Annotated in this window: 17 protein-coding genes; 6 read left to right on the top strand and 11 right to left on the bottom strand. The window is 36.6% G+C overall.

Going from position 1 to position 24069, the window contains the following annotated elements:
- The first annotated feature begins 188 nt into the window (after window positions 1-188).
- Window positions 189-2120: an amino acid permease gene (locus tag OZP12_RS15125; RefSeq protein ID WP_281225867.1), complete on the top strand. Its 1932-nt coding sequence runs from the start codon at window positions 189-191 to the stop codon at window positions 2118-2120.
- A gap of 80 nt (window positions 2121-2200) precedes the next feature.
- Here OZP12_RS15125 and OZP12_RS15120 read toward each other — a convergent pair whose 3' ends face one another.
- From OZP12_RS15120 to OZP12_RS15100, 5 genes are all read right to left on the bottom strand, one after another.
- Entirely contained in the window at window positions 2201-2518 is a 318-nt protein-coding gene (locus OZP12_RS15120) for a type II toxin-antitoxin system RelE/ParE family toxin (protein ID WP_281225866.1), read from the bottom strand.
- The gene (locus tag OZP12_RS15115) at window positions 2518-2739 is read right to left on the bottom strand and encodes a hypothetical protein (RefSeq protein ID WP_281225865.1); all 222 of its coding nucleotides are present in this window, start codon (window positions 2737-2739) and stop codon (window positions 2518-2520) included. Before OZP12_RS15115 ends, OZP12_RS15120 begins: the two co-directional genes overlap by 1 nt.
- 221 nt (window positions 2740-2960) lie before the next feature.
- A complete protein-coding gene (locus tag OZP12_RS15110; protein ID WP_281225864.1) occupies window positions 2961-3506 on the bottom strand; it encodes a dihydrofolate reductase family protein in 546 nt (181 codons plus the stop codon).
- Between the two features lie 572 nt (window positions 3507-4078).
- Window positions 4079-5050, bottom strand: a complete 972-nt coding sequence (locus OZP12_RS15105) for a DUF3887 domain-containing protein (RefSeq protein ID WP_281225863.1) — start codon at window positions 5048-5050, stop codon at window positions 4079-4081.
- A 229-nt stretch (window positions 5051-5279) separates the two neighbouring features.
- The gene (locus OZP12_RS15100) at window positions 5280-6482 is read right to left on the bottom strand and encodes a hypothetical protein (RefSeq protein WP_281225862.1); all 1203 of its coding nucleotides are present in this window, start codon (window positions 6480-6482) and stop codon (window positions 5280-5282) included.
- A gap of 611 nt (window positions 6483-7093) precedes the next feature.
- Here OZP12_RS15100 and lpdA point away from each other — a divergent pair.
- Window positions 7094-8497, top strand: a complete 1404-nt coding sequence (gene lpdA, locus OZP12_RS15095) for a dihydrolipoyl dehydrogenase (protein WP_281225861.1) — start codon at window positions 7094-7096, stop codon at window positions 8495-8497.
- Between the two features lie 328 nt (window positions 8498-8825).
- On the opposite strand, the gene OZP12_RS15090 is transcribed toward lpdA, so the two are convergent.
- From OZP12_RS15090 to OZP12_RS15080, 3 genes are all read right to left on the bottom strand, one after another.
- Entirely contained in the window at window positions 8826-9200 is a 375-nt protein-coding gene (locus OZP12_RS15090; protein WP_281225860.1) for a DoxX family protein, read from the bottom strand.
- Between the two features lie 48 nt (window positions 9201-9248).
- Window positions 9249-9590 carry a DoxX family protein gene (locus OZP12_RS15085; protein WP_281225859.1) on the bottom strand — a complete coding sequence of 114 codons (342 nt, stop codon included), beginning with the start codon at window positions 9588-9590 and terminating at the stop codon, window positions 9249-9251.
- Window positions 9591-9970: 380 nt separating this feature from the next.
- Window positions 9971-10873, bottom strand: coding sequence for a DUF4349 domain-containing protein (locus tag OZP12_RS15080; protein ID WP_281225858.1), 903 nt, complete (start codon window positions 10871-10873; stop codon window positions 9971-9973).
- A 186-nt stretch (window positions 10874-11059) separates the two neighbouring features.
- Here OZP12_RS15080 and OZP12_RS15075 point away from each other — a divergent pair, with 186 nt between their 5' ends.
- The 4 genes from OZP12_RS15075 to OZP12_RS15060 all read left to right on the top strand — a co-directional run bounded on the left by OZP12_RS15075 (window position 11060) and on the right by OZP12_RS15060 (window position 21562).
- Complete coding sequence (locus OZP12_RS15075; protein ID WP_281225857.1) at window positions 11060-12346, top strand: anthranilate synthase component I family protein; 1287 nt, start codon at window positions 11060-11062, stop codon at window positions 12344-12346.
- Window positions 12347-12460: 114 nt separating this feature from the next.
- Window positions 12461-13768 (top strand): tRNA lysidine(34) synthetase TilS, encoded by a 1308-nt coding sequence (gene tilS, locus OZP12_RS15070; RefSeq protein WP_281225856.1) that lies wholly within the window; start codon window positions 12461-12463, stop codon window positions 13766-13768.
- Between the two features lie 10 nt (window positions 13769-13778).
- A complete protein-coding gene (locus OZP12_RS15065) occupies window positions 13779-15809 on the top strand; it encodes a protein-disulfide reductase DsbD family protein (RefSeq protein ID WP_281225855.1) in 2031 nt (676 codons plus the stop codon).
- 407 nt (window positions 15810-16216) lie between these two features.
- Window positions 16217-21562 (top strand): T9SS type A sorting domain-containing protein, encoded by a 5346-nt coding sequence (locus OZP12_RS15060; RefSeq protein WP_281225854.1) that lies wholly within the window; start codon window positions 16217-16219, stop codon window positions 21560-21562.
- 77 nt (window positions 21563-21639) lie between these two features.
- Here OZP12_RS15060 and OZP12_RS15055 read toward each other — a convergent pair whose 3' ends face one another.
- The 3 genes from OZP12_RS15055 to OZP12_RS15045 form a co-directional block, all read right to left on the bottom strand.
- A complete protein-coding gene (locus OZP12_RS15055) occupies window positions 21640-22308 on the bottom strand; it encodes an FAD-binding oxidoreductase (RefSeq protein WP_281225853.1) in 669 nt (222 codons plus the stop codon).
- A gap of 5 nt (window positions 22309-22313) precedes the next feature.
- Window positions 22314-23087, bottom strand: coding sequence for a slipin family protein (locus OZP12_RS15050; protein WP_281225852.1), 774 nt, complete (start codon window positions 23085-23087; stop codon window positions 22314-22316).
- 83 nt (window positions 23088-23170) lie between these two features.
- Window positions 23171-24016, bottom strand: coding sequence for a class I SAM-dependent methyltransferase (locus OZP12_RS15045; protein ID WP_281225851.1), 846 nt, complete (start codon window positions 24014-24016; stop codon window positions 23171-23173).
- Window positions 24017-24069: the final 53 nt, after the last annotated feature.

Here is a 24069-nt window from a genome sequence, read left to right as displayed (position 1 = left end):
AACTGTTTTTAGTTGGATTTAGGTTGGAATCGTAAGCTCAAGTTTTGTTTTTTAATATTTTGAGAAAATCAAAATCTACACTTTAAAGATTGAATTTGTTTTATATATTTGGGCTTTACTATTTTTTTTATTGAAAATAGTGTTGAAAAGAATATTAAAAAATGGTTATTCAATAATAAAATCTACAAATGGCATTGAAAGGGCTCTTTAGAAAAAAAACGGTTCATGATATCTTAAAACAGGTTGAAAAAAACAATTTGGAAGGACATGAAGCACTAGGAAAACATTTGACAACTAAAGATCTAACTGCTTTCGGGATTGCCGCTATCGTTGGTGCCGGAATTTTTAGTACTATAGGAAAAGCTAGTTTTGACGGAGGCCCTGCCGTGATTTTCCTGTTTTTGTTCACAGCAATTGCCTGTGGTTTTGCTGCCTTTGCTTATGCAGAATTTGCTTCGATGGTTCCTGTTTCAGGAAGTGCTTATACGTACTCTTATGTCGCTTTTGGCGAATTGGTTGCCTGGATTATTGGTTGGGCGCTAATTATGGAATATTCGGTTGGAAATATAACCGTTGCTATATCTTGGAGTGATTATTTTACGGGGCTTCTATCCAGTTGTGGTGTTGATTTGCCGCAATGGGTCCAAATGGATTATCTGACGGCTTCCAATGGTTTCAAGGATGCGACTGCCTTGATGGAAGGAGGGAAGTCTTTTGAAAATTTAAGTTCCGGAATGCAAGATGCTTATACTGCCTGGACTACTTCGCCTGTGATTGGTTCTTTTCATTTTGTAGCCGATTTGCCTGCATTGCTGATTATTGTCCTGATTACCGCTTTGATTTACCGCGGTATGAAAGAATCCCGTAATGCGAGTAATCTTATGGTGGTGGTAAAATTGTGTATCGTTCTTTTAGTAATTGCAGTTGGAGTATTCTATGTGGATACTTCGAATTGGAGTCCTTTTGCACCAAATGGTGTTTCGGGAGTGTTAAAAGGAGTATCGGCAGTTTTTTTCGCCTATATTGGGTTTGATGCTATTTCGACTACTGCAGAGGAATGTAAAAACCCTCAACGTGATTTGCCACGTGGTATGATGTGGGCGATTGTTATTTGTACGGTTCTCTATATTGCCATTGCCCTTGTTCTTACCGGAATGGTGAGCTATAATAATTTAAATGTTGGAGACCCATTGGCATTTGTATTTGATAAATTAAATTTAAAATGGATGTCTGGAATTATTGCTGTAAGTGCCGTGGTAGCTATGGCAAGTGTTTTGTTGGTTTTTCAAATGGGACAGCCACGTATTTGGATGAGTATGAGCCGAGATGGTTTGTTGCCAAAGAAATTCTCGAATGTACATCCAAAGTTTAAAACGCCTTCTTTTGCAACCATTGTAGTTGGTTTCGTGGTGGCGGTTCCAGCTTTGTTTATGAATTTAACGATGGTTACCGATTTGTGCAGTATTGGGACTTTATTTGCTTTTGTATTGGTTTGCGCAGGAGTTTTGGCTTTGCAAAATAAAACCGATATTCCTAGGGGAAAATTCAAAACACCTTATATCAATTCCAAATATATTTTTCCTTTATTGATTATCGTTGCTTTGGTCATAGCTTTTACCTACAATAAAAAAGCGACAATGGGTTTTATAACCAATGAAACCAAAATCAATGATCCCGAATTTATAATCACTTCGATAAATAAAGAAGAAACCCAAAAGGTATATAACTATTTGTTGAATATTGAAGGTAAAACACAAGCGAACGAGAAACAGGATGCTGAACATCTGTTAAGCCAATATCAACAGGACGATACCAAATATGCCAGTGTTGTTACGGGATTGCCAATTTCGGACTCGGTTAAATACGAAAGCGGATTTGATTTATTCAAACACAAAATTCCGATGTGGATTTTCTTGTTCGTTATCGTTGGATTAGTGTTTTGGTCCTATAAAGAAAACCTGTCTTTGATTCCGCTTTTAGGACTGATTTGTTGTTTGTACATGATGGCTGAACTGAGCGTTTGGAACTGGATTTATTTCACGATTTGGTTGATCATTGGATTGATTATCTACTTTACTTACAGTCGCAAGAACAGTAAATTGAATTTCGAGAAGGAGTAGGTTTTTTAGATTGTAATAATGAAAAAGCGTCTTGAAATATATAGTCCAAGACGCTTTTTTATGAAATGATTTTATGGGAATTATTTTGTTCTCTTTATTTTACTTGGATTTTGTCTTGTGTCAAAAACATCAGCAATTTTTATAAGCTTTTCTTTTGTGTCTATTGAGTAAATGATTTTATAATTAGAACAAATTAAATATCTATAGTTATTTTCTCTATCAAGTAGCAATTCTTCAATTTGAGTAATTTCGGGATGTGAAATAATTTTGTTTGGTTCTGAAATGATTTTCTTGATTATATTTTTGGCAATCTGTAAGCTTGCATTTTCAACATGATATTCAAAAATCTTGTCTAATTCATTTTCAGCAAAGTCTGACCAGATTATTTTAAAACCCATTATTTATATTTTGATAAAAGTTCAGAACTTGTTTTAAATTTTCCATTTTTAAAATCACTTTCCGATTTGTCAATTCTTGAATTAAGTTCTTTAATTGACATAGGTTTTATTTTATTTTGAGTTTTCTTTTTTAGCAAATTTTCAAACTGAGAAACTAATTCTTCACTTTGAAGTTTTAGAAACTCTTGTACAAATTCAATTTTTCTAGTTTGTAAATCCATGATGTTGTAATTTGTTCAAAAATACAAAATTATTTTTTTATAAAATGAGCATGACTACAAAATTGGTCGCAAACACCAATGATTGTATGCGAATTACATATGACCAATAAAAAACAATAAACATCAACATATGAAGATGTTATTTATCTTAAGTTTAGATTGAGTGGATTTGCTTCTCGAGGCTTGCGTGAGCTTCGTAATCGCATTATCTGCTAATAAAATTATTTTGAATATTTTAAAATCACTCCGCCTGTTGTAAGTTGTTGGGATGAAACGAGAGATAGATTTTTAGGGGCAATACCTTGTTTGAATAATGGTTGTCCACTACCTAGAAGAACAGGTGCAATGCAAATTCGGTATTCGTCAAAAAGATCTTCATTTATAAAAGTCTCTGAAAGGTTTGCACTACCAAAAACATACATGTCTTTTCCTCCTTGTTCTTTAAGTTTTTTAATTTCGGCTGCAGCGTTCCCGCTGATAAGCGTTGTGTTGTTCCAATCGGCTGTTTTTAATGTTTTGGAAATAACAATTTTTGGTATGCTATTCATCAAATCGGCAACTTCGCCTTGTTCCGGTGTCCAATAGGCTGCCATGCCTTCATAGGTTACTCGTCCGAATATAATGCAATCCGCAGCATTTAACTGTTCGATGCTTAATTTTTCAAGTTCTTCTCCATAAACAGTACCATGAAAGGATAAATCCCAATTTTGGTTTCCTTCAAAATATCCGTCGAGGGTCATTACGTTCCACATTATTAGTTTTCTCATTTTGGTTGCTTTTTAGTTGTTTGCGTACTCTTACTAATTTGTTTTTTAGTTTTCATGTGCCAGTGCGAGCGTCACGCTCGTACCCATAAAGTTAAGAAAATAATAAATAACAACCTTTTTTAGAAATTGATTTGAATTAGTTTTGATTGGGAACACGTACGTGATGATCGAGGTTGCGGTTTTTTTTGCCCCACATCATTTATCCCAAATAAGCCCATGGATTACGTTGTGAACTCCATTTTTTAGGTTGTATAACCCCAAATTTTACGTCTCGAACCTTAAAATTGGCGTTGCCGACTCCATTTTTTAGGTTGTATAACCCAAAATTTGGCGTCTCGAACCCATCCGTGGGGTCTTTGACGTAAAATTTGGGGTTTTTTACTGTTTTTTTGCGTGAGACGCATACTTGGTGGCGTGTGAGATCACCTCCTATTCTAAATCATTCACTGAAAAAGTCGGGAGACTTTTATCCTAATTTGCTGTTTTCAAGAACTATTAAAAAAATGCAAAGTCATGAGACTTTGCGGAGCGGGGGTAATTGTTCTATTCAATTAAAAACCAATCCAAGCAAGTTATTTTTTCTCGTTGATTACTTTTTCTTTTTGAATTGGTGAATAATCTGTTTTTAACTGTCCATTTACCAGAATTTTATCGAAATAACATTTTATTCCAGTTGCTTGGTTCATATCTTCTATGTTTTGAATGTGAAAATGTAAATGTGCTTCAGAAGAGTTTCCTGAATTTCCACATAGTCCTAAAAGTTGCCCTTTTGTAATTTGTTGTCCTTGTTTTACTTTTATAGAGTTTTGTTTAAAATGAGCAAAAAATAAATATTCGTTTTTTGATGTTTTGATAATTACGGTATTTCCGGGAATGTAAATTGGGTTTGGGGTGCCAGGCTTATTGTCTTTAATTCCATCTACAGCCAAAACTACTTCTCCATCACAGGGTGCAATAATTTCTTTGCCAAAAGCATAATAATCTGCATTTGTTTTTCCATCTGTTTTGTATGATTTGCCTTTGTGGTCAGTTACAACAATATCAAAAGCATTTTTTTGTGCTTCATTTTCAATATGATAATTTAATTCTTTTGTGTCGCCACCCCAAATAATTGTCCATTCGCCTTCAAATGGGAGTGAAAGTTTAGTTGTATTTCGTTCAATTTTAGGAAGTTCATTTTCTTTAAAAGCTTTTAAATAAAATCCATTTATTTTGGAATTATTATCTATCGAAATATTAACAGCAATTAATGCTTTTTCAAAAGTTGTTTTATAAGAGGCATAGGTTTGCTCATAGTTAATAAATTCTCGTTTTGTTATATTCCCTGCTTGATTTTTAAGTGTTTTAAAATACTCGTTTGTTTTATCAATTGGTAAAGTGTTTTGCATTTCTGATGAAAAAGTTTCAAAAATTGCTTCAAAATTGCCTGCGTTATAATTTTTTTCAAAACTATCAATAGTGGCTTTATAAGTTGCTTTTTCAGTTTGTCCAAATGCAATTGCTGGTAAAAGTATTAAAGCTAAAATAGATAGTATTTTATTCATTTTGTCTTTCAGTTTTATATGGTTACTTTAAATTCATTAAAATGTACTCGACTTGTCTGAAAAGTGGAATGTTTATTTAGTCTGAACTTATAAATTTTGTTACACCATTTTTAATATCAACTTTGGCAAAACTATCTTTTCCAAAAACTATAAGTAGTTTATTTGCTTTTGGCTATATGGCTCTTATTTCGGAGCCGTCTACTCGATTATTGGCTGGCATTTGAGTATATTAATTTTGAAGTTTTTCTTTTTTTTCTTTCAGCATTTTGATTATTGGGTATGTTTTTTCCCATTCAATTTTTTCTGTGAAATAGTATTCTTGAGAAATGTCGTTTTCAATTTGATTTATAAAGGAATCAATCCATTCATAATATTGCCAACTGTTTGTCTTAAATATCGAACGCATATGAAAGTTAACTTCGATTACATAAGTTGCAATAAAGGCTGGTAAGTCACTTGAATAGTTTAATCCAAGATAATGTTCTTCATATTCACGAGGTATATAAGTATTTATTCCACTTATAATCGTTTTTAGATTAATAGTAAATCGATCTGTAATTAATGAAATTGAATTATCAGAATTTCTTTTTAATTTGCTGTTTTTCGGTAGCTTTAAGTCAAAGTGACTATACATAACTCCATTTCTAAAATTTGAAACAACTTTACCAACTGTTTTTTTTTCTCCATTTATCTTAAATTCGAAAACGCCATCAATTTCTTCGTCTGATATAAAAGATTCTCTTTGTTCCATTGGTTTTGAAAATAATTCTAAAAATCTATTTTTTAATAAGACATCAGGAATATCATTTCTTTGATATTCTGTCAATTCATCATTATCAAATTTTGAATTATTAAAATAAACGGATAGGTGGGTAGATAACTTTTCGAGTAAATAATATTCTGAAGCTTCGTTAATTATTTTAAGAAATTGTTTCCCTTTTTTAAAAATATCATCAAAATCGATTTTTTTCCAAGTATTTCTTAATGCGCCATCTTCTGTAAAAGCATATTTAAGATTATTAGCTAATTTATTTGCATAATCATAATTGTCTATATCAATTATTTTAGCATTCTTTTTATCCAAGATGAAAAATCCTTCAATAGTTTTCGAAAATTTTTTTCTTCCAAAAAATTTATTCAAATAATAGATGAATCCAATTAATGTAAGAACTATTCCAATTATGAGAAAAGTTAGATTTTTATTTTTAAAGTTTAAAAAATCAAAAACAGACGAAGCAATAAAATTTACGCCTAATCCTATAACGATAGCAGCAGCTACTAATTCGATTAGATTTTTTTTATTATTTAAAATGCTTTGTAAAAATTCCGTTTGTTGATTCTTCATTTTTTTATCCGATTTTACGGTCTGCTTGTTGCCAACTCGTTTGTCGGGCAGATAAGCGAAGGTTTGTTTTGCTTTATGTTTTTTCAAATGTATTATTTTTTTCTTACAAATCACCAAATGAGTTTTTGGTTTGTTGAATGTTTTTCGTACCTATTTTTGTTAGTTTTTTATTGGTTTTGTTATGAAAAACTAAACTTCTCGTCTAGCCCCGGTTGAAGCCTACCGTCTGGACACAAATATTTTATATTAAAAATGGCACGCAGATAACGCGGATTAGACAGATTATCGCTGATTTTTTGGTTGCATACTAAAAATATTATTTGTAAAACTTATGTTTTTTTCAATACATTTTTTTAAAAACAACAAATTTATCTGTGTAAATCCGTTCAATCCGTGTCATCTGTGGCCTATAAAAAGATGTGTCCAGACGGTAGGATAGCAGCGAAAATCCTCTTGTGCCGGTGTTCGGCACAAGAGATTGCAGCGAATAGCGGGACAACTGTTCTTAATGAAAAGCCAAATATCTGCTCCTAAAAATCATAACGAATCGGTTTGTTGAATTTGGTTGAGTTATTTAAAGGGTTTGTGGGGAATCCTTGAAGAAATCGTTATAATTCGAACAAAAAAGCTTAAATTTTAAACTTTAAACAAAACATTATTCCTTACTTTTGCTTCACTAAAAATATAAAAAACATACTATGAGTTCATTTGACGTAGTCATTATAGGTTCTGGGCCAGGAGGATATGTTTCGGCTATCCGTTGTGCACAATTGGGTTTCAAAACTGCAATTATAGAAAAATATTCAACTTTGGGCGGAACTTGCTTAAATGTAGGTTGTATTCCATCGAAAGCGTTGTTGTCGTCTTCACATCACTATGCCGAAATTAAACATTTTGCCGATCACGGAATTGAAGTTTCGGGTGATGTAAAAATCAATTTGGAGAAAATGATTGCTCGTAAACAAGCAGTTGTAGATCAAACATCTGGAGGGGTTAATTTCCTGATGGAGAAAAATAAAATTGCCGTTTTTAATGGTTTGGGTTCTTTTGTGGATGCGACTCACGTTGCTGTTGCAAAAGCTGATGGAACATCGGAAACTATTGAAGCTAAAAATATAATTATTGCTACTGGTTCTAAACCATCGTCTTTGCCTTTTATCAAAATAGACAAAGAGAGAATCATTACTTCGACTGAAGCTTTGGCGCTTAAGGAAGTTCCGAAGCACCTTGTGATTATTGGTGGTGGTGTGATCGGGATTGAATTAGGTCAAGTCTATTTACGATTGGGAGCTGAGGTTTCGGTTGTGGAATTCATGGACAGAATTATTCCTGGAATGGATGGTGCTTTGTCTAAAGAATTGACTAAAGTGTTGAAAAAACAAGGAATGAAATTCTATACTTCACACAAAGTACAATCGGTTGAGCGTAAGGGGGATGCCGTAATTGTTCAGGCTGAAAATGCAAAAGGTGAAGTGATTACTTTGGAAGGAGATTATTCTTTGGTTTCTGTTGGTCGTCGTCCTTATACTGACGGATTGAATGCAGAAAATGCAGGAGTTAAAATTTCGGATAGAGGACAAGTAGAGGTTAATGATCATTTGCAAACTTCTGTTCCAAATATTTATGCTATCGGTGACGTGGTTCGTGGAGCTATGCTGGCTCACAAAGCGGAAGAAGAAGGGACTATGGTTGCTGAAATCTTGGCTGGTCAAAAACCTCATATTGATTACAACCTGATTCCTGGTGTGGTTTACACTTGGCCTGAAGTTGCCGCGGTTGGACAAACTGAGGAGCAATTGAAAGCTGCGGGAACAAAATATAAAGTGGGAAGTTTCCCTTTCAAAGCTTTGGGTCGTGCCCGTGCTAGTGCCGATCTTGATGGTTTTGTAAAAATCCTTGCTGACGAAAAAACGGACGAGGTTCTTGGAATCCATATGATTGGTGCAAGAACTGCCGATTTGATTGCTGAGGCGGTTACTGCAATGGAATTTAAAGCTTCGGCTGAAGATATTTCGAGAATCTCACATGCGCACCCAACATTTGCGGAAGCGATTAAAGAAGCGGCTTTGGCTGCAACTGATAATAGAGCTTTGCACGTGTAATGCACACAACGATATGGGTAGAGACGCACTGTAGTGCGTCTCTACGTAAACAACAGACCTGATAGGTTAAACCTGTCGGTTTTTTTGTTTGAAACGGTTTTTGATGTTGAAATATTTGATGTAATGTCGTTGATGCGCACCATGGTAGAGACGCGCCATTGTAGAGACGTACGGCAGTGCGTCTCTACGGCGTATAAATGATTTTTTTTTTAAATCCGCGCAAATCTGCGGAATCTGCGTGCTATTATTTTTCACGCAGATTTCGCCCTATACAACAAACCCGTCCGGATTAATCGGGACGGGTTTACTATTTTATCTAAAAATGAGTTTACGCTGTAAATAACCCTTTGTAGCTATCCCATTTGCTATAAAGCAAGAATATATTTCCTAAGAATAAAAAACTGGCAACTGGAATGCCTTCTGGAGCCAAGAATATATGTGTGCAAATGATATTGACCGAAATCGGCATTAAAAGGATGTAGGTAATTTTGTTGAATTTTCCTGCAACAAAAGACAGTCCACAAATGAGCTCAATTATTTTTACCAAAGTGACCAAATAGCCTGAAGCTTTTAATCCTTCATTGAAAGTTTTCATGTTTCCTGTTAACGGTGGTTCCGGAAACAGATGAAGAAAATAGCTTATTGAAGCAAATAATAATAACAGTCCAATTAGTGAACGAATGATAATGGTTGCGATTCTCATAGGTAGTAGGTTTTTGTTTTTAAGGTAGTTTTTTTTGATGAGTATTTATTAGTCAAAATGCATCACTGATTTTCGGTGGAACAGGTGTTTGTAGCTTTTCCAATGAGCATAGAATAAAAATAAATTGCCTAGAAAAATGAATAAGGCAAGAGGTAATCCATTTTGATTTAAAAAGAAATCAATGAATAATATATTTGTAGTTAATGGTAAAATAATGATGTTGCTTAAGACAACGTATTGACCAAACAGGTATGAAATCCCGCATAAAAAAATGATTATTTCAATCAATGGCATTAGGTAAACAGAAGAAATCAATCCAACATGGAAAGCTTTGAAGTTTTCTGTGTTTTCAAGTTCAGGCACTAAGTTAAAAAAATAAGCTATTGACATACTAATTAATATTATGCCAATTATTGTGCGAATAAAGAATGTAGCAGTTTTCATATTTTGAGTATTAAGAAGTTAAATGTTTAAGCGACAATTTGTGATTAGGAGGCAATCATCTATTCATCCATTTACTTTCATTGATAGCTTTCGGAGGCAGAAAACCATGTTCGTTTCACTAACAAATTTAGTTAATTTTTTTATTATTTCGTAAGTTTTTAATTGATTTATTGGGTATATTTCTTTGGAATTGAATTGTTTGTGTGAGGTTTTTTGCCTTTAGCCTGTTGCAGTCTTTTTATAAATAGTAAAGCGAAACCAAAAAATAAATGTTCTTGGCTTCGCTTTTTCGTAAATATGGTTAATTGGATTAAGATATCGCCTGTTTACGGCAGTACTTTTGTTTTTGAGTACTTTTTGTAAAGGAAGATTCCTCCAATAACAATTAATAGCAACCACCAAATCTCTATTATAAAAACAATGATATCGACCAATACATACCAACCTGTTTTTAAAGAATCGATAATACGTATTCCAATATTAGGTTTGTAATGGTGATAGTCTTTGGTGTTGGCAACCATTTCCTGTTTTACCGATTCGTGTTGGTATATTTCGATGGTTAGCGTGCTAAAGTTCACTTGATCCTGGAGCGATAAATTCTCTAATTTGGAATTATCGTTTTGTTCTTTTTGACTGGCCAAATTATTTTCAGCTTCCATGATGTCGTTGATTTTCTTGCCTTTGGTGTCTATGGCTTTTTCAACTCTTTTTTCGGTCGCATTGCTTCTTTTTTGCGAAAGCTGGTTGGCAAGCATTTTTAGGGAAACATCATCCGCTTTTATAACGCGATAATTCAAAAAGTCAATTTGTTTGGCAATACATTTAATGACAGTGTCAAGACGTTTGTTGGGCACCCTTATCGTAATGTTGTTCTCCACATTGTAACGAGTGGTTTCGAGAGTGCTGTCCTGGCTTATTTTGGTTTCAAATTTATCGATAATGTTGCTCTGTAAATTGGTGTAGGTAACAAAACCATCAAATTTATTGGTGATGTTTTCTATAGCGTAGGTCGATTGGGTTACATTTTTGACCTTGAATTTCAGGTCGGCCGTGCGAACAAATTTTCGGGTTTCACCTTCTTTTTGGACCGCTGCGGAGGAGGAAATGGTGTCGGCGGTTGCGGCTGCCTCTTCTGCTAGGCTTTCTTCTAGGGCATCGGCTTTTTTACAGCTGATAGTTAGGGCAATAACGGCTAATGGAATTAAGCTTCGTTTCAGGATTTTGTTCATAGATTTGATTTTAAAGATTGATGATTGATTTTGTTTCCTTCTTGAAAACAGTATCAAATATATTGGTATTTTAACACGAAAAATTCCTTTTAATAATAATTTAACTAAGACTCGGTTTTATGAGATTTCCTATTGAGAAGCGGATTTTTTTATCGTAATTTTGAAGTTCATAAAACAGCTTATTTTTTGAGAACTTCTATTTATAAATTTGTCGAAGAGCCATTGCAGTTCAAACAGCAGCTTATTGTTTGGGGGCAACAATTTCGAGAAATAACTTTCCTTGACAGTAATTCATTTTCCGATGAATATTCCACCTTTGATTGCGTTTTGGCCGTGGATGCTTTTACATCGATAAAAACGGATTATCATAACGCATTTGAGGATTTAAAACAATACCAACAAACGACCAAAGATTGGCTGTTTGGTTATTTATCTTATGATTTAAAAAATGATCAGGAACATTTGCATTCGGATAATTTTGATGGCTTAGACTTTCCGGATTTGTTCTTTTTTCAGCCTAAAAAGTTGTTTTTGCTAAAAGGGAATCAGCTTGAAATTCAATATCTGAATATGTGTGATGATGAAGTTGAGGATGATTTTAAAGAGATAATTGAAACTCAAAAATCGGAGGTTGAAAGTCATGAAAAAATAGCTATAGAACAGCGTATTCCAAAGAAAAATTATATTGGGAAAGTAACTAAATTGTTGGAGCATATCCATCGTGGTGATTTATACGAAGCCAATTTTTGTATGGAGTTTTTTGCACAAAATGTGTCAATCAACCCGCTGGAAAAATTCTTTAGACTGAATGAAATTTCACAAGCCCCGTTTACCGTTTTTTTTAAGAACAATAAACAATTTTTGCTTTCGGCATCACCCGAACGTTATTTGAAAAAAGAAGGTGAGGATCTAATTTCGCAACCGATAAAAGGAACTGCCAAACGTTTTTCGGATCCGTTGGAAGATGAAAAATCCAAAAACACTTTGGCAAACGACCCAAAAGAAAGAGCTGAGAATATTATGATAACCGACTTGGTTCGCAACGATTTGTCCCGAACGGCCCAAAAAGCTTCGGTGGAGGTAAAAGAACTGTGTGGAATTTATTCTTTCCTCCAGGTACACCAAATGATCTCGACAATAACGTCTAAAATTGATCCTCAATATGCAGTAGTCGATACGCTAAGAACGACATTCCCTATGGGAAGCATGACGGGAGCTCCCAAATATGCCGCAATGAAAATCACCGAAGAATTGGAGGAAACCAAACGAGGTTTGTACAGCGGGGCAGTTGGGTATTTTACGCCCAATGGAGACTTCGATTTCAATGTGGTTATTCGCAGTATTCTTTACAACCAAGAAAATAAATATGTTTCTTTTTCGGTTGGAAGTGCTATTACATCGTTGTCCATTCCTGAAAAGGAATATGAGGAATGTTTGCTAAAAGCAAAAGCCATGCACGAGGTTTTACTGTGATTTTGCAGTGTATTTTTAAAATATAAGTCGTGTAAATTCTAAATAAAAGTGATGAATTCTAAATAATACAGCTTAATTGCAAAATATATTCTTTCCATATTTTAAATTTGATATATGAAAAATATACTCCAAAATCATATCAATAAAGAAATCCCGTATTTGAAGCAAAAAAAATTGTTGCTAGCCGTAAGCGGCGGTTTGGACAGCATGGTTTTACTGTATTTATTTCAGGAATTGAACTGTGATATTGCCATTGCGCATTGTAATTTTCAACTTCGCGGAATGGAGAGTTTTGGAGATCAAAAATTTGTGCAGGATTATGCTGAGGCCAATAAAATACCAATTTTTGTTACTCAATTTGATACAGAGGCGTTCGCCAAAGATTACAGACTATCCACTCAGGTTGCCGCGAGGGAACTACGTTACAACTGGTTTTACGAGTTATTGGAAACCGAAAAATTTGACTACATAGTGACCGCACATCACGCCGATGACAATCTTGAAACTTTTTTGATTAATCTCACACGCGGGACAGGCTTGGAAGGGTTGACCGGGATTCCGGTACAAAATGACAGGGTGATTCGGCCGTTATTATTTTTGTCCCGTAAGGAAATTGAAAATTATGCTAAGGCAAATAATATTCAGTGGCGGGAAGACAGCAGCAATGCATCTGATAAATATGTTAGGAACAAAATTAGGCATCATTTGATTCCCATTTTGAAGGAGCTGAATCCTCATTTCATGGCTTCCTTTTTGAAAACCGAAGGCTATTTGCAGGAATCGTTGGCAATGGTTGAAGATGCAGCGAGTATGATTTTTCAGCAAGTGGCAAGCGAAAAGGACAATCAAATTCATTTTGATTTGAACCTATTGTTACAATTACCCAATTATCAGTCGTATTTGTACCAATGGCTGAAAGAATATGGTTTTACAGCTTGGGAAGATATTTATGATTTGGTAGCCAGCCAATCAGGTAAGCAAGTTTTTTCTACCGATTATCGTTTGCTAAAAGACAGGGATTCCCTTATTTTATCGGCAATTGCAGAAACTGAAGACGAGTTGTTTTTGATTCATGAAAATGATACGGAAGTTAAGATTCCCTTAAAATTGGCTTTTTCGAAAGTAACCGCTATCTCCGTTGCATCAAATAAAACTATATTTGTCGACGCAGATCAATTGGATTTCCCATTGGTGATTCGCAAATGGGAAGCAGGAGATTCTTTTCAACCCTTTGGTATGGAAGGGAAATCCAAGAAGTTAAGCAAATTTTTTAAGGACGAAAAATTATCATTGATAGAAAAAGAAAATACCTGGCTTTTATGCTCAAACAATCAGATTGTCTGGGTCATTGGACAAAGAGCCGATCATCGATTCAGAACCTCAAATACGACCAAAAATATACTTAGAATAGAATTAATTTAGACTCTAAATAATGAAGAAAATATTTTTTATACTGTTTGCTTTTTTTGCTTTCGCAAAAGTAAATGCTCAAGTTTTAGATCCTGTAAAATGGACTATAGCAATCGAAAAGAAATCGGAAACCAATTATATTTTGACTTTTAATGCCGTAATCGAAAAAGATTGGCATATGTATTCACAATTCACACCAGATGGAGGTCCACTGCCTTTGGAACTTGTTTTTAAGGATCAAAAAGGGAACTACAATTTGATTGGCAAAGTCAAAGAAAGTAAAACGACTAAGGCTTTCAATGATGTTTTTGGTGTTGATGAAATTTTCTTTCACGATAAAGCTCAAATTCAGCAAGAAATAACATTGACAAATCCCAAAGCGACTTCTATCCAAACCGAATTGAGTTATCAGGTTTGTAAAGAAGTATGTATCAATCAGGAAAAGAAATTTACTTTCAAAATTCCGAAAACAGAATCAACGGTTGCAGTAGCAACTCCTGTAGAAGTAGCGAAAAAAGATACTACGAAAGCAGACACAGCAAGTACATTTACGGTTGTAGCAAAAGAAGTAGCACCAGCTGAAAAAACAGAAAATAAAGTTGCAGAGCAGCCTAAACCGAAGGCAGAAATAGGTTTGTGGTCTATTTTCTTTATTGCTTTCTTTTCTGGTTTTGCGGCTTTGCTGACACCTTGTGTATTCCCAATGATTCCAATGACAGTTAGTTTTTTTACCAAACAAAGTAAAAACAAAGCAGCTGGAATCAGAAATGCCATCATATATGGAATTTCGATTATTTTGATTTATGTATTACTTGGAATTTTAGTAACCTGGATTTTTGGTGCCGATGCACTGAATGCCTTGTCAACCAATGTTTGGTTTAATCTTCTGTTTTTTATTTTATTGGTGGTATTTGCTGTTTCGTTCTTAGGTGCTTTTGAAATAATGTTACCCAATTCGTGGGCAAATAAAGTAGATAGTCAAGCTGATAAGGGCGGAATTATCGGGATATTGTTTATGGCGTTGGCGTTGGCAATTGTTTCGTTTTCTTGTACAGGGCCAATCGTTGGAACGCTTTTGGTGGATGCAGCATCCAAAGGAGGAATCGCACCAATAATAGGAATGTTTGGATTTTCATTGGCTTTAGCCTTGCCATTTATGCTTTTTGCGATGTTCCCTGGCTGGTTACATTCTTTACCAAAATCAGGAGGATGGTTGAATACAGTTAAAGTGGTATTGGGATTTTTGGAACTGGCTTTAGCATTTAAATTTTTGTCTAATGCTGATTTAGTATTGCAATTGCATTTGTTGGAAAGAGAAGTGTTCTTGGTAATTTGGATTGCCATTTTTGGGGTTTTGGCTTTTTATTTGTTCGGAAAAATTACATTGCCACATGATAGCCCGATGTCTCATATTTCGGTCGGAAGATTGTCTTTGGGACTGTTGGTTTTATCTTTTACTATTTATTTAATACCTGGGCTTTGGGGTGCTCCACTAAAATTAATCAGCGCATTTCCTCCTCCTATGGAATATAGTGAAAGTCCTCTAGGCTTAGGGAATTTAAATAGTGGAAATACTTCAACTGCTGCTTTGCCGGAAGGTGCAGTTTTAGGCCCAAACCAAATTCCAGTTTTTAATGATTACGATAAAGGATTGGCTTACGCCAAAACAATAAATAAGCCGATAATGCTTGATTTTACTGGGCATGCTTGTGTAAATTGCCGAAAAATGGAAAATAACGTTTGGTCAACTGAAAATGTGCTCCCGATTCTGAAAAATGACGTTGTGGTTATTTCTCTCTATGTGGATGACAAAAGACCATTACCGAAAAGTGAACAGTTTATTTCAAAATCAACAGGAGCCGAAATTGAAACAATAGGCGATAAGTGGACCGATTTCATGATTTCAAAATACAATACCAACACTCAGCCTTTGTATGTTTTAACCGATTTGCAAGGAAATAATCTCAATCAGAAACAATCAACGATAAGTTATGTGAGCGTTGAAGAATATGAAGCTTGGTTGAAGGAAGGGATTTCTAAATTCAAGAAATAAACATAAAGATTAAATTAAAATAGCAAACCTGTTCATTCAAAATGGACAGGTTTTTTTGTGACCAATTTTTAGAAATTCTTATGCTCTTTTTAATTTTTTTGCTCTGGATGTGGTTTTGTAGTTGTTGTTTTTCTTTAAAAAATAGTGAATGTGTAGTTGGTAGTTTTTTTTATTCGTTTAATCGAAAATGTAAAAAAAAGCAGATTAATGTATTCTTAATTCCATAAATTAGACAATAAGTATTTGAGGAATAGATGGTTATTGATGTGTTTTTCGTGTTAAAATCATTTTGTTCAGACGTACTTTTTTTAATGAATCAGGAAAATAGGAAGCCCCACCTATTGGTTTATGTTTTACGATTGACATAACTAATATTCTATATTTTAATCTTTAAAACCTGATAGATTATGAGACTACTTTTACCTAAATCGCCATTTTTAACGTTTATTTTTTTGATTGCAAATTTGTTTTTTGCAAATGCAAGTTTTGGACAGACTGTATCACTTGATCAAGCTGATTTGGATTATGCTCCGGGAGAAACAGTTTATATTACAGGAACGGGCTGGTATCCAAATGAAATAATTAATTTGCAGGTTGATCATCTTACGCAACCCATTCCCGATCATGGAACACCTGACCCACATCAACCATGGACAGTTGTAGCGGATAGCTCGGGTAATTTTACCGCTTCATGGTTTGTCACGGACTATGAATTGGGAGCTAACCTTTTGCTTAATGCTGACGGGTTATTGTCAGGGTATACTTATGAGGTGTTTTTTACGGATGCCTCAAACTTTGACAGTGCATCAATTACGCCACAATCTACAAGTCTGACCTATGGAACAGGTGGAACTGTAACGTATACAATAGAAATTGATAGATCAGGGAACGGAAATTTAGATGTAACGCTTTCAATAGATCCTTTAAATTTACTCCCTATTGGTGCTATTCTTGTAAGTTTTAATCCTGCCACCGTTTCCTTTAGTGGTAACACTCCAACCTCCAAAACATCTAATTTATCTATTTCAACATTAAATACACTTAATGCAGGAACATATAGTTTTAAAGTTAAAGCTGTTGGAGGTGGAGTAACAAAATTAATAGATGCAACGCTTGTTATCAACAAAGCAACACCAACGGCAACATTGATTGTAAATAATTCACCAGTTAGTTATACAGGTTCAGGACAAAGTGCTATAGTAGGTATTTCTACTAGTTCTGTGCCAGGAACGGTAAGTAATGTTTTAACAGGAGGTTCCGCTACGCAAACGGCTGCAGGGACTTACCCTGTTATGGCAAGTTTTGTTCCAACAGATAGTGCCAATTACAATACACTGACAGGATTGTCCGCAGGAAATTTTGTTATCAACAAAGCAGAATCTGCAATAACAGCAACAGGAACAACTTCTTTTATATATAACGGTTCAGCACAAGGGCCAATTTCATCGATAGTAACTGGATCAACAGGGGTAGTTACTTATAGTTACTCAGGAGTGTCTCCAACTGTTTATAGTGCCAGCGCAACACCACCTACTAATGCGGGGGCGTATCAAGTTGTTGCAACTGTAGCTAGTGATGTTAATTATAATGGCGCTAGTTCTGTGCCTTTAGCTTTTACCATCGGCAAAGCTTTTTCCACTACAACGGTAAGTATAGTTGGCGGACCGTTCACATATACCGGATCGGCTCAAACCCCGGCCACAGTAAGTGTTACAGGTGTTGGCGGACTGAGTTTGACCCCAACAGCAGATTATGCCAACAACACCAATGCAGGAACCGCTACAGCTAGTTATACTTATGCCGGAGATGACAATTATTTGGGTAGCAGCGACAGTAAAACGTTTGATATCGCCAAAGCTTCTTCCACTACAACAGTGACCATAGTTGGCGGACCGTTTACGTATACCGGTTCGGCACAAACCCCGGCCACGGTTAGTGTTTCCGGTGTTGGCGGATTGAGTTTGTCCCCAACGGCAGATTATGCCAACAACACCAATGCGGGTACGGCTACAGCTAGTTATACTTATGCCGGAGATGCGAACCATGAAGGCAGCAGCGACAGTAAAACGTTTGATATCGACAAAGCTTCTTCCACTACAACAGTAAGTATAGTTGGCGGACCGTTTGCATATACCGGATCGGCACAAACCCCGGCCACGGTTAGTGTTTCCGGTGTTGGCGGATTGAGTTTGTCCCCAACGGCAGATTATGCCAACAACACCAATGCGGGTACGGCTACGGCTAGTTATACATATGCTGGAGATGCGAACCATGAAGGCAGTAGCGACAGTAAAACGTTTGATATCGGCAAAGCTTCTTCCACTACAACAGTGACCATAGTTGGCGGACCGTTTACGTATACCGGTTCGGCACAAACCCCAGCCACGGTAAGTGTTTCAGGTGTTGGCGGATTGAGTTTGTCCCCAACGGCAGATTATGCCAACAACACGAATGCAGGCACGGCTACGGCTAGTTATACATATGCAGGAGACGCGAACCATGAAGGCAGCAGCGACAGTAAAACGTTTGATATCGGCAAAGCATCTTCCACTACGACAGTGACCATAGTTGGCGAACCGTTTATGTATACCGGATCGGCACAAACCCCAGCCACAGTTAGTGTTTCCGGTGTCGGCGGATTGAGTTTGAGTCCAACAGCAGATTATGCCAATAACACCAATGCGGGAACCGCTACAGCTAGTTATACTTATGCCGGAGATGCGAACCATGAAGGCAGCAGCGACAGTAAAACGTTTGATATCGGCAAAGCATCTTCCACTACGACAGTGACCATAGTTGGCGGATCGTTTACGTATAGCGGATCGGCACAAACCCCAGCCACAGTAAGTGTTACAGGTGTTGGTGGACTGAGTTTGACCCCAACAGCAGATTATGCCAACAACACCAATGCAGGAACCGCTACAGCTAGTTATACTTATGCTGGGGACGCCAACCATGAAACCAGTAGCGACAGCAAAACCTTCGTAATCAATAAAGCCGATGCAGTTGTAACAGTAAACGGTTATACAGGTGTTTATGATGCTGCCGCGCATGGAGCAACAGGTTCGGCTGTTGGAGTTGCAGGAGATCTTTCTGCAACGGGCAGTACCTTGAACCTTGGTTCTTCATTTACCAATGTTCCCGGGGGAACAGCCAACTGGACATTTACCGGAGGGACAAATTATAACGATCAGAGTGGAAGTGTAGCGATTGTAATCAGCCAAGCCACAGCCAGTATTGTTGTCAACGGATATGCCGGAACATACGATGTAACCGCGCACGGTGCGAGCTTGGTTTCAGCCACAGGCGTTGCCAGCGCAGATCTTTCATCTTCTGTAATTATTGCTCCAACAACATATACCAATTATCCGGGAGGTACAGTTGGATGGTCATTTGCAAACAACAACTATGCACCACAGAGTGGAAGTGTTGACATTACGATCAATAAAGCCGATGCGGTTGTAACAGTAAACGGTTATACAGGTGTTTATGATGCTGCCGCGCATGGAGCAACAGGTTCGGCTGTTGGAGTTGCAGGAGACCTTTCTGCAACGGGCAGCACTTTGAACCTAGGTTCTTCATTTACCAATGTTCCCGGCGGAACAGCCAACTGGACATTTACAGGAGGAACAAATTATAACGATCAATCAGGTAGCGTTACTATTGCGATAAGCAAAGCCACAGCCAGTATTGTTGTCAACGGATATGCCGGAACATACGATGCAACCGCGCACGGTGCGAGCTTGGTTTCAGCCACAGGCGTTGCCGATGCAGATCTTTCATCTTCTGTAACTATTGTTCCAACAACATATACCAATTATCCGGGAGGTACAGTTGGATGGTCATTTGCAAACAACAACTATGCACCACAAAGTGGAACTGTTGACATTACGATCAACAAAGCCAATGCGGTTGTAACAGTAAACGGTTATACAGGTGTTTATGATGCTGCTGCGCATGGAGCAACAGGTACGGCTGTTGGAGTTGCCGGAGACCTTTCTGCAACGGGCAGCACTTTGAACCTTGGTTCTTCATTTACCAATGTTCCCGGGGGAACGGCCAACTGGATATTTACAGGAGGAACAAATTATAACGACCAGAGCGGAAGTGCAGCGATTGTAATCAGCCAAGCCACAGCCAATATTGTTGTCAACGGATATGTCGGAACATACGATGCAACCGCGCACGGTGCGAGCTTGGTTTCAGCCACAGGCGTTGCCGATGCAGATCTTTCATCTTCTGTAACTATTGCTCCAACAACATATACCAATTATCCGGGAGGTACAGTTGGATGGTCATTTGCAAACAACAACTATGCACCACAAAGTGGAACTGTTGACATTACGATCAACAAAGCCAATGCGGTTGTAACAGTAACGGGGTATACAGGTGTTTATGATGCTGCCGCGCATGGAGCAACAGGTTCGGCTGTTGGAGTTGCAGGAGACCTTTCTGCAACGGGCAGCACTTTGAACCTAGGTTCTTCATTTACCAATGTTCCCGGCGGAACAGCCAACTGGACATTTACAGGAGGAACAAATTATAACGATCAATCAGGTAGCGTTACTATTGCGATAAGCAAAGCCAATACAACAGTTAGTGTGACAGGAGGTGGCACTTTTAATTTTGATAATATTGCACATGCAGTGACAGCGTATGCTGTTGGTGTCGAAGGAGATCATATTGTAACTCCATTTACTTTTAGTTATGTTGGAACAAATTGTGCAGGAGCTTATAATTCTGCTACTGCGCCTTCGGCTCCAGGAACTTATACCGCGACTGCGACATTTGTTGGTAATTCTAATTATAATGGTTCGTCATCAACAGCAATTATAATTATTAATTCTACTTTATCGGCAACAATTGCGACCAATAAATCTAATCTTTATTTTGGTTTTTCGGGTGGTGATACTGCAACTATTACAGTAAAACCGACAGGGGGACAAGCACCTTACAGAGTTTCTATTACTATGGTAAATCCACAGACTGTATTGCCAGGTCGTATAAAAGAACGAGTAGATGGTAAGTTAATATGTGATTATATCAATGCTGCGGGAGATGAAGTTTGGATTCCCGGAGCTAATACGAATAGTACAACAGGCAATAGTTGTGACAATCAGCCAACTTCTACTTCAAATGCGAATATATCGATGGGGGGTAGTTATTCTGTTAATGCTACTTTGCTTACAGATGCACGATTTGTTGCAACAGTGACAGATGCTAATGGGTGTTCTTATACAATACCAGTTGAATCGGCTGCTAGGGTTGATGCTGAAGATGCACGCTGTTTTGCGGGTAAAAGCGGCGTAGAGAAAGTTACTCTTTGTCATAAAACAGGAAGTGCTAAGAATCCTTGTATGGAGATTTGCGTTGATCAATCAGCTGTGCAGGAGCACCTTAATCATGGGGATTTTTTAGGAAAATGTACCAATAACTGTTTGCCTCCAGTTGCAAATGCGAAACATTTGGGAACGGGTAAAACACTTATAGAGGATACAGCTGATGAGATTGTCGAATTTAATGTTATTGCTTATCCTAATCCATCCAATTATCAGTTTTCATTAGCAGTAACAAGTGGAAGTAATGAAAAAGTGGAAGTTTTAGTTTATAATATGTCGGCTAGACTAATTAAAAGAATAGAAAAAAGCAATGAGAAAACTATTCTGTTTGGTGAGGATTTACCTGCTGGAGAATACCTAGTTTTAGTTCGTCAAGGAGAAAATCAGAAAGCAGTAAATGTGATTAAAAAATAAAAGGATTTAATATAATTGAAGCAATAAAGCCATCGCAATATGTGATGGCTTTGTTGTTTTGTAATAATCTAAGGAAATTATTTTTCAAAAACTACTGTATCCACATTTGCGCCAAGATCGAATAGATGGTTTGTAATGTTTTTTACAAAATCTGAGGGGCCGCATACATAAAAGTTTTGACTGAAATCGGCAATGGTGTCAATTAGGAAATTTCGGTCGATTCTTTTTTCTTGAAAACCAATGACATTTTCTCGTGTAAATACGTTTAAGAAGTCTTTCTTCAGCATTTTTTGTAATTCTTCGGGCATGATTACATCTTCTGCTGTTTTATTGCTAAAAATGAGTTTGTTTCCATGTATTTCTTGTTTTTTGTACAAATCACGAAAGATGGAAATGAATGGGGTAATACCAGCTCCTCCTGCTATAAAAGTTCCTTTTTCTTTGTATTGAATAGCTCCAAAAACATCATGGAGAATTAATTCGCTTCCCGCATTGATACTACCTAATTTATTAGTAACCCCTTCGTGATCTTTGTAAATCTTAATCATGAATTCGAGATAATTTTGTTCCTTTAAATTAGTAAAAGTAAAAGGACGTAATTTATCCTCCCATTCAGGAAGGTTTATGGAAACATCAGTAGCTTGCCCAGGTATGAAATCGTACCCAGAGGGTTTTTCTGTTACAAAGCATTTTACATCGTGGTTGATGTAAAATGCTTTTAATATTTTTACAACATGAGTTTCCATATAGCTTAAGGTTTGTTCAATTTATTTTCATCAACCAGTTTTGTTAAACTTTTTGCGGCGTTTGTGAAGTCTGATGGGATGAGGATTACAGTAGTCGTATTATTGTCTATCCCTATTTCCGCCAGCATTTGCATACGTCTTAATTCGAGTGCAATTGGGCTTTCTTCCATTTTTTTTGCTCCTTGGGTTAGTTTTATGGATGCTTCTAGTTCGGCTTCCGCTTTTACAATACGTGCTCTTTTTTCTCTTATGGCTTCTGCTTCACGTGCCATGGCTCTTTGCATTGCTTCTGGAATTTCGACATCTTTCATCTCTACCATCTCTATTTTAATTCCCCATGGCTCGGTCGCCGAGTCAACAATTTTTTGAAGCGTCCCATTGATTTGTTCTCTTTCTCGCAATACTTCATCAAGAGAATGTTGCCCGATAATATTTCGTAATGCAGTGACAGAAAATTGATAAACAGCTTTGTTATAGTCGGCCACTTTGATAATTGCATTTTCAGGACTCGTTATTTTAAACCAAAGCACGGCGTTAACCTTAATGGTTACGCTGTCTTTTGTAATGGTTTCCTGTTGTTCCAGATCGACAGTTTTTGTTCGAATGTCTACCCGTTGTTGTCTCTCTATAAAAGGAATAATCCAATAAATCCCTGGACCTTTTATGTTTTTGAAACGACCAAGTCTAAACACTACTGCACGTTGATATTCTTGGGCGATACGAATGCCTCCTATAAATAATAAAATAAGTATGGTTAAGGTAATTTGTATAGATGTCATGGTTTGCTTTTTTAAGCGATGTGCTTGTTTATGATTTGTTGTTTTAAGAGTTGTTTGATTTAATTTTGATTCTTTTTGAGGTGCTATTTTTCTCCATAAATTACAAGTGCACTGGAATCTATAGCAACTGCGCCTTCAGGATATCTTTCATTCACTAATGAATATACTTCGGTTTTTATTTTTTGTTTTAATGCTTCATCGGCTTTACTAAGCGCAGCAACAACGGGAGCGGCAACCTCATTCATTAGGCTCCAATAAACGTCAGTAGTTTTGCAATTTAATTTTCCTGTGACTTCTTTTGCTGAAACGTTTTTTAGGCCAGCTTGTGAGAATAAATCAGTCATAAAACCTTCTTTTGCGCAGCGAAACATTCCGGGAGCTCTAGGTGGAGGAGGAGTTATTTCTATATTTTTACTTATGGTTTCCATAGTTGCTGTAATCCAGAAATTTTTATCCGGGATGTTCCAAACGGCAGTTGCTATTTTGCCTCCGGGTTTAAGGACGCGTTTCATTTCTTTTATAGCTAATTCCATATCAGGAAAGAACATGAATCCGAAACGACAACTAACAGCATCAAAAGTATTATCTTCAAAGGGTAGTTCACAAACATCACAAACGATAGTTTCGAAATTCTTGATGCCCCTCTTTTTTGCGTTTTCCTGTGCTACTTCGAGCATACCTTCGGCTAAGTCTGTAGAAATGACTTTTCCTCCGTTTAAATGAGAAGCAATAGTCAATCCAGGTTCCCCGGTGCCGGCAGCGACATCCAGAACGATAGCGTCACTTTTTGGGTTGAGCAGTTTAATTATTTCATCTCCCATTGGTTTTAGGAAATCCATTGTGAGTTCGTCCCATTTTTTCCAACCGGGAGAAAATTTATTCCATGTTTCTTTCTGTTGGTCTCTGATTTGTTCAATTTCTAATTCCATAATAGTATTATTTTTTTGGTTATAATTATTATTCTGGACAATAAGATTTAGAG

It is taken from the genome of Flavobacterium aquiphilum (assembly GCF_027111335.1).
Taxonomy (GTDB): domain Bacteria; phylum Bacteroidota; class Bacteroidia; order Flavobacteriales; family Flavobacteriaceae; genus Flavobacterium; species Flavobacterium aquiphilum.
This window is presented reverse-complemented; position numbering and strand designations above follow the sequence as displayed.